This is a genomic window from Streptomyces sp. NPDC006510 (assembly GCF_040611955.1).
GTDB lineage: Bacteria > Actinomycetota > Actinomycetes > Streptomycetales > Streptomycetaceae > Streptomyces.
In genome coordinates this window covers 1-4,261 of record NZ_JBEXPH010000360.1, presented here as the reverse complement: position 1 = coordinate 4,261, position 4,261 = coordinate 1, and the positions used below count along the sequence as shown (strand labels likewise).

Sequence of the window (4,261 nt, the reverse complement as noted above, 5' to 3'; positions counted from 1 at the left end):
CTGGCCGACGATCGTCGGCCAGGTCACGGGGCGTTGCCGCCCATCCGCGCCAGGAGAAGGAGAAGAGCCTCATGGCCCCTGTAGTGACCAACGTCAGCCCCGCCCAAGGTGCTCCGGCCGGCGGTACCAGCGTCACCATCACCGGCTCCGGCTTCACCGACGCCACCTTGGTGAGGTTCGGCCCCAACGGCGCCGACTTCGTCCTCGTGAGCGATACACAGATCACGGCCAAGACCCCCGCAGGAACCGGTCCGGTCAAAGCCACGGTCACGACGCCGACAGGGACCAGCACCCAAAACGTGCTCTTCACCTACACCTCAGTCCCGGCTCTCAGCAGTATCAGACCTGCCTCCGATCCGACTTCGGGCGAGAACACCCTCTTCGGCGGACTCAGCCCCACCTCAGGCCCCACCTCAGGCGGCAATACGGTCACCATCAACGGCACTAACCTCTCCGGCGCCATCTTGGTGAAGTTCGGGAACAACTCGGCGACCATCCTCACCAACACCCCCACCCAGATCACCGTCAGTGCGCCAGCCGGGCCACCGTCCTCGGTCAGCGTCACGGTCACCACGGTCGGCGGCACCAGCAATCCCCTGCCCTACTTCTACATCGCCGCGCCCACCGTCAACGAGCTGTCCACACATCTCGGCCCGGCCACCGGAGGCAACACCGTCACCGTCTTCGGCAGCAATCTGACGCTCACCAGCGCCGTGAGCTTCGGGGGGAATCAGGCCACCACCATCAACGTGGTCTCCGACAGCCAGCTGACCGTGACCGCTCCGGCCGGGTCTGGCACGGTCACCGTCACCGTCACCACACCGGGCGGGACCAGCACGGCGACGACCACCGGGAATCCGCACTACACATATCTGGGAGCACCCGTCCTAGCCAGCCTCACCCCCTCCAATGGCTCTGATCTCGGCGGCGACGCGATCGTGCTGGGCGGCAGCAACCTCGCCTTCACCGACGCAGTGACCTTCGGCGGCCTCCCGGCCTCGTTCTCAGCGATCTCCGACACCCAGGTCGTCGCGACCTCCCCGGGCGGAACGCCCGGCACGGTGAATGTCGTGGCACACACCCCGGCCGGGAACAGCAACACCCTGCCCTATGTCTACGCCCCGTCCTGAACCCAGCCCTACGGTGGTGTTCGCCGCCGACCGCTACTGGATCCGTCTGCCCCCTGGGAGCGGCTACCGGATCGGCCGGCTGGGCGCAGATGCAGGAGCTGCGGCGCAGATCCTGCCGCACGCCCGCCAGCTGTGGCGCGAGACCCAGGCCCCCCACGGCGCGCTGCGGCGTATGCCCTACTGAGCCGGCTCGGGCTCCTCGGCGTAGCGGGCCAGCCCTTCTGCCATGCCCTGCATGAACTTCTGGAGGTAGCGCGGCATGACCCAGCGCAACAGCCAGCTCGTCTCGTACTCGCCGTACCAGTGGATGACCGTGCCTGAGCTCGCTGTCGGCTTCAGCTCGATGCGCGCGTGATAGTTGTGCATCGACGAATTGAACGCGTCTTCGTAGGCCAAGAGGCGTCGCTCGACCTTCTCGGTCAGCCGCTCACCGGTCACGATGCGTCCCGTCCGGAAAGCCCGGACGGCACCGACGCCGTCGTCGCCGCCGGGGTCGAGGCCGACCGACCGTGTCGTGTCCAGACTGTCCACCTTGGACCACAGCGGCCAGCTTGCGGCGTCGACCAGAAGCTTCCAGACGATTTCCGGCGAGGCGCTGGTGGTCACTGTGACGTCGTACGAGTGCATGGTAGAGGGCTCCTGTGAGTGGATGCGGGCGGCGTCCGCGGCCAAGAAGACGCGGTCGACGCGGTGGCGGTCGGCCAGGCACACGTTTGATCCGGTAGGGCGAGAGCCAGTCGGCGTGCTGGATGGCGACGCCCGATACTGCGGCCCGTGCCGCGCGGCATCCCGCGCCGCCTTGGCGGCGTGGTCATCCGTCGAGGAAACGCAATAGCTCGGCGGTGATGAACTGAGGGGTTCTCCTCGACGAGCCAGTGCCCGGCGTTCGGCACGTCCACCGCCCGCACGGTGTTGGTCATGCGCGGGGCCACCGTGTGCACGGCTCGGAGGAAGCGGCGCGGCAGCGGCCGTGGTTGCTGTGATCATGTGTTCCCGTCCCGGAGAAGTTGGATCAGCGGCCGGTCGTGCCGTCGATGAGTTCGCGGAGGATGTCCGCGTGGCCCGCGTGTCGGCCGGTCTCCTCGATCATGTGGGTGAGTGCCCGGCGGATGCTGGGAGCGGGGCGGTCCGGCCGTGGTCGGGGAACCGGTGCGCCGAGATCGGTGCACCCGTCGAGAACGTCGTTCGCGCGCTTGACCGCGCCTCGGTAGCGCGCGACGACATCGGCCACGCTGTCCGCCGGTGAGGCTTGGAACGTCGCCTGCCAGTCGGTGACGTCATCCCCGAGGAACATCGAGCGCTCGACGAAAGTCAGGTGGTTGAGCAGGCCGAGCAGGTTTGTGCCCGACGACACCGCGGCTGTTCGCACCTGCGGCTCGGGGGCACCATCGACCTTCGCGGCGATCGAGGTCCGGAGGTAGTCGAGGAATCCGCGCAAGACCTCGATCTCGTTGCTTCCGGTCCGGGGCGGCGGGGTGTCGCGGCGGCGGTTGCGGCGTGTGGTGCTGGGCATCGTGGTCTGCCTTCCTTTGTCGAGGGCGGGCGCCGACCGCCGTGTCAGGCGGTGCGGCGGATGAGGAGGACGTGGTCGGTGACCTCGGCGGTGCGCCCGTCCGGTCCGGTTGCGATCCGGCGGGGTGCGTCGGCCCGCTCGACCGTCCATGTCTCCGGAGCCAGGTCGATACCCGCGGCGACCTCCCGCGGGCTCGGGTAGCGGAAGTCGGGATCCTGGTTCCACGACCACGGCGCGGCCGAGCCGTGGTCGACGACCAGCAATCGCCCGCCCGGGCGCAGTGCGTGCGCAGCCGAGCGCAGTACGGTTGCCCGGTCCAGGTCAAAGGGGGTGTGCAGGTAGTGGGCGCAGACCAGGTCGAATCCGCTGGGCGGGAAAGACCTGTGCAAGTCGGCCCGCACGGTGGTGACGCGGTCACCCAGGCCGTGTGAGCGGGCGAGGACGGCGAGCCGCTCGACCGCCACGGCCGAGATGTCGGCGGCGGTGACCTGCCACCCCTGGCCGGCGAGCCACAGCGTGTCGCCGCCGTCGCCGCATCCGAGGTCCAACGCGTCACCGGGCGGCAGGCCCGTCACCATCTCGGTGAGGCGAGCATTCGGCTGCGGGTTGCCGGCTGCCGGTCGGGCCGCGTAGACGCCGTCCCAGAAGGCGACCGCTTCGGTGGTGCTCATCAAGACTCCTTGTGTCGGTAGGCGCTCAGTCTTGTCAGGCGCACCACGACCTGGCACGAAATCTTGCGGTAATGGCAAGATGGCCGCGTGGATCGCAAGACGGACGACGACGTGCTTGGCGCGGTGGGGCCGCGGCTTCGTGCTCTGCGTCGTGACCGCGGCATCACCCTCGCCGACCTCGCGGCGACGACCGGCGTGTCGGAGAGCAGCCTGTCCCGGCTGGAGAGCGGGCAGCGCCGGCCGAGCCTGGAACTGCTGCTGGCGCTGGCCCGTATCTACGACGTTCCGCTGGACGACCTCGTCGGTGCCCCGCGCACCGGCGACCCCCGGATCCACCTCAAGCCGATCAGCCGGTTCGGAATGACCTTTGTGCCCCTGTCGCGGCGACCGGGCGGTGTGCACGCGTTCAAGATGATCATCCCTGCCCACCCGGAACCACTCGAACCGACCCCGCAGACCCACGAGGGCTTCGAATGGCTCTATGTGCTCAACGGACGCCTGCGACTCGTGATCGGCGACCGCGACCTGACGCTGCCGCCCGGTGAGGCAGCCGAGTTCGACACGTCCTTGCCCCACTGGCTGGGCAGCGCCGACGGCGGCGTGGTTGAGCTTCTCATCCTGTTCGGCCTGCAAGGGATGCGTGCGCACGTACGCACCGGCCCTCATCGGTCGTCTCAGGCCGAAAGCCGACGGTGAACTCAGCGAGAGATTCTGTATTCCCGTCAGCAGCGAGCCTCACCGCGCAAACGCCGCAGTCGACAATGTCACGCCCGCAGAGATCGACCAGGTCGAACGCCAGTGGACACGGCAAACCGTGTCGCTCCGGCGTCCCCGCTAATCGGACGAGGCGGAAGCTTGTATTTAAACCTTTGCCTTTGGTTAGTTGGGCGGGCTGGCCACGGGTTTTGCTGTTCGCCGGACAGCGGAGCGGCCTTTGCTTGATCATG

6 protein-coding genes are annotated in these 4,261 nt (G+C 68.3%); 3 read left to right on the top strand and 3 right to left on the bottom strand.

Annotated elements, in window-relative coordinates; genetic code table 11:
* Together ABZY11_RS43200 and ABZY11_RS43195 are read left to right on the top strand one after the other, a co-directional pair.
* Positions 1-1,130: IPT/TIG domain-containing protein (locus ABZY11_RS43200; protein WP_356484423.1), on the top strand; the 1,130-nt coding region annotated here is incomplete at its 5' end.
* Positions 1,111-1,314 carry a hypothetical protein gene (locus ABZY11_RS43195; protein WP_356484422.1) on the top strand — a complete coding sequence of 68 codons (204 nt, stop codon included), beginning with the start codon at positions 1,111-1,113 and terminating at the stop codon, positions 1,312-1,314. The genes ABZY11_RS43200 and ABZY11_RS43195, both read left to right, overlap by 20 nt.
* Here ABZY11_RS43195 and ABZY11_RS43190 read toward each other — a convergent pair.
* The 3 genes from ABZY11_RS43190 to ABZY11_RS43180 form a co-directional block, all read right to left on the bottom strand.
* On the bottom strand, positions 1,308-1,757 hold the full coding sequence (locus tag ABZY11_RS43190; protein WP_356484421.1) for an SRPBCC family protein: 450 nt from the start codon (positions 1,755-1,757) through the stop codon (positions 1,308-1,310). The two genes, ABZY11_RS43195 and ABZY11_RS43190, sit on opposite strands and share 7 nt — an antisense overlap.
* Positions 1,758-2,142: 385 nt before the next feature.
* Positions 2,143-2,643, bottom strand: a complete 501-nt coding sequence (locus ABZY11_RS43185; RefSeq protein ID WP_356484420.1) for a DinB family protein — start codon at positions 2,641-2,643, stop codon at positions 2,143-2,145.
* 44 nt (positions 2,644-2,687) lie between these two features.
* Complete coding sequence (locus tag ABZY11_RS43180; protein ID WP_356484419.1) at positions 2,688-3,314, bottom strand: class I SAM-dependent methyltransferase; 627 nt, start codon at positions 3,312-3,314, stop codon at positions 2,688-2,690.
* Between the two features lie 87 nt (positions 3,315-3,401).
* On the opposite strand from ABZY11_RS43180, the gene ABZY11_RS43175 reads away from it, so the two are divergent.
* A complete protein-coding gene (locus tag ABZY11_RS43175) occupies positions 3,402-4,010 on the top strand; it encodes an XRE family transcriptional regulator (RefSeq protein WP_266737545.1) in 609 nt (202 codons plus the stop codon).
* The last annotated feature ends 251 nt before the right edge of the window (positions 4,011-4,261 follow it).

Excerpts from the sequence above, each read along its gene's own strand:
- ABZY11_RS43195 (WP_356484422.1), top strand. The coding sequence starts at position 1,111 with ATGTCTACGCCCCGTCCTGAACCCAGCCCTACGGTGGTGTTCGCCGCC.
- ABZY11_RS43190 (WP_356484421.1), bottom strand. The coding sequence starts at position 1,757 with ATGCACTCGTACGACGTCACAGTGACCACCAGCGCCTCGCCGGAAATC.
- ABZY11_RS43185 (WP_356484420.1), bottom strand. The coding sequence starts at position 2,643 with ATGCCCAGCACCACACGCCGCAACCGCCGCCGCGACACCCCGCCGCCC.
- ABZY11_RS43180 (WP_356484419.1), bottom strand. The coding sequence starts at position 3,314 with ATGAGCACCACCGAAGCGGTCGCCTTCTGGGACGGCGTCTACGCGGCC.